This is a genomic window from Dolichospermum sp. LEGE 00246, assembly GCF_015207865.1.
In the GTDB taxonomy this organism is placed as follows: domain Bacteria; phylum Cyanobacteriota; class Cyanobacteriia; order Cyanobacteriales; family Nostocaceae; genus Dolichospermum; species Dolichospermum heterosporum.
On the sequence record NZ_JADEWA010000640.1, the window covers coordinates 1 to 2,205 of the forward strand.

Here is a 2,205-nt window from a genome sequence, read left to right on the forward strand (position 1 = left end):
ATATTAGTAAAAATAGGAAAAATTAGTAATTAAGCTCCTGACTACAACCATATCCTCAATATTCTTAACCTTGACTTTATTTAAACCTAGTGTAATAGTATTAATATATTTTTAGTGGGTAGCCTAATTCAAATTCATCAAAGCTGAATTTGAAACGGAGGAACCAAGTATTTGGGGCTAATCTTACGAGAGACACCTTCCAGTCTTAGCCCGTCAGCTAACTCCGTCGGCAATGGAAGGAACTTCCAAAATCTTGGCTGTAATATTCAGTTATGATTGGGGCTTCCTTAAATAAATTTTAGATTTTGGATTTGAGATAAATCTGAAATTTAAAATTGTCATCCCCCGCTTCTCATTGATTAATCGTTTCAAGGGAGAGAAGTTAAAACTGTGAAAATTAAGCCAATGTTAGCACGATTACAAAGTGCTATCGGTCGTGATGACCTAATTGAACAAATGGTATTACTACCAGAAACTCAAAAATCATTTTCTAAAAGAGTTTCTCAGGCAAAATCAGCCAATTTTATCGTGGGATATAATGGTTCACCTGAAAGTCACACAGCCCTAGATATCGCTTGTTGGATTGCTCACCAAACGAGTTTAGCTACTAACTCTCAAATTACAGTTCAAGCCGTTTATGTAGTAGAAGAAAACTTCAATTGCCAGTCTGTTGATATATTCAATGTTGCCAATAATAAAGCTCAATTAGAATCCCAATTCAGCAATACATCAAAGCCAGCCACGTTGCGATTAAATCAACCCAAAGGAACAGCAATTTTACCGCAATTGGAAAGAGAATCTAGGACTTCTATTAAGGAAGCAGACAGAATTATTTGGCAAGCCAAAACTCTAGCCGAAGAATGGCAAGGTTCGTTTAAATCTCATTTGCGATTTGGCAACATTGCTAAAGAACTAAAGAAGGTTGTGCAATTAGAAAGTGCAGATATTCTCTTTTTAGGCTGCCAATCTAGTAATCATCCCATGATTACAACACTCGGTAAAAATTTCCCTTGTGCAGTTTTGGGTATTCCCCATTCTATTAATGAATAATTCTCTGTTTTCAATAAAAGTGATGGGAATTTAATTTCAAATTATGAAAAGTCACTTATACTTTAAGTGGCTTTTTCGTTAATTCCTAACTTCTATTGATAAACCGTTCTCTAAATGAGAACATATTGATCAAGTAAGATTTGCATTTTCAAATAAAAATAAACACTACCCTATTGAACCATCATCTCCCCATGCCATGTTAGAACATTTAATGAATGCTAGGGGAATTAAACAATCTGATTTGGTAGGAGTTATTGGTTCTAAAGGTGTGGTTTCTGAGGTTGTGAATAGGAAAAGAGCAATTAGTAAGGCTTAAGCAAAAGCATTAGGAGAATTTTTTAATGTTTCTCCAGGATTGTTTATTTAAATTAAAATATTTTATTTCTCAATTCCTTAACGATATCTAAAAAAGCCGCAAATATCTAAAAATAAAACTGGTGCAGGTGCAGAGATAATAATTTCACTTAGCTCTGTTGAACTAATAAACATTCATCATTGTCCTTCTAACCCGTTTGGGAATTAATTACCAGTCTAATAGCTGAAGTCCATTAAAACGGACTCAATGATTATTCTAGTCGTCTTGAGACGACTTTTGCTATTAGACTCAGAATAAATTCTGAGGCGGTTTTAAGCTATCTTATCCTTAACAATTGCCCCGCGATGTTCTAAAGTCAGCATTTGTAACTCTGGCAAGATTGAAGTTAGCGTCGGTCAATATAGTATTACTTAGTTCAGCACCGCTTAGGTTAGCGTTTCTCAGGTAAGCCTTGCCGCTATTTTTGGATGTAGGCTGTTTAATATATGATTTATTATCATTTATCAACCGCTGTAACCCACATTCGACAGCCTTAACTGTCACAATCTGTTATTACGGAAATTGATTCATAAAAAAGGAGTAAAAAATTACCTTTAGCCAAAAAAATAGATTTTGGATAGGAAAATTTATTTGCCTGCCTACTTACTTCTCAAAAAAATCTTCCGGATTTCACAATAATAGATATGTAGAAAAATCCATAGTGTTGGATATGTTGGATATTTACTGATTTTGAGGTTAATTATTACCTGAAATTTGGTGAATATTAAGCACAATATTTCTCTGCAAATTTGCTATGTCTGAGCGAAAAATTTAGTATTTTGATGATGGCTTTTCATGAG

The 2,205-nt window shown here is 34.0% G+C and carries 2 protein-coding genes and 1 riboswitch; of the genes, one reads left to right on the plus strand and one right to left on the minus strand.

Annotated features, from left to right (window positions below; genetic code table 11):
- The first annotated feature begins 131 nt into the window (after positions 1-131).
- Positions 132-244, plus strand: a riboswitch (cyclic di-AMP (ydaO/yuaA leader).
- Positions 245-405: 161 nt separating this feature from the next.
- On the plus strand, positions 406-1,050 hold the full coding sequence (locus IQ228_RS24990; protein WP_027400587.1) for a universal stress protein: 645 nt from the start codon (positions 406-408) through the stop codon (positions 1,048-1,050).
- Positions 1,051-1,693: 643 nt separating this feature from the next.
- Here IQ228_RS24990 and IQ228_RS27540 read toward each other — a convergent pair.
- Positions 1,694-1,909, minus strand: a complete 216-nt coding sequence (locus tag IQ228_RS27540; RefSeq protein ID WP_071992841.1) for a pentapeptide repeat-containing protein — start codon at positions 1,907-1,909, stop codon at positions 1,694-1,696.
- Positions 1,910-2,205 lie beyond the last annotated feature (296 nt).

Bases quoted from the DNA above. Each gene is read 5' to 3' on its own strand.
- IQ228_RS24990 (WP_027400587.1), top strand. From the start codon at position 406: ATGTTAGCACGATTACAAAGTGCTATCGGTCGTGATGACCTAATTGAA.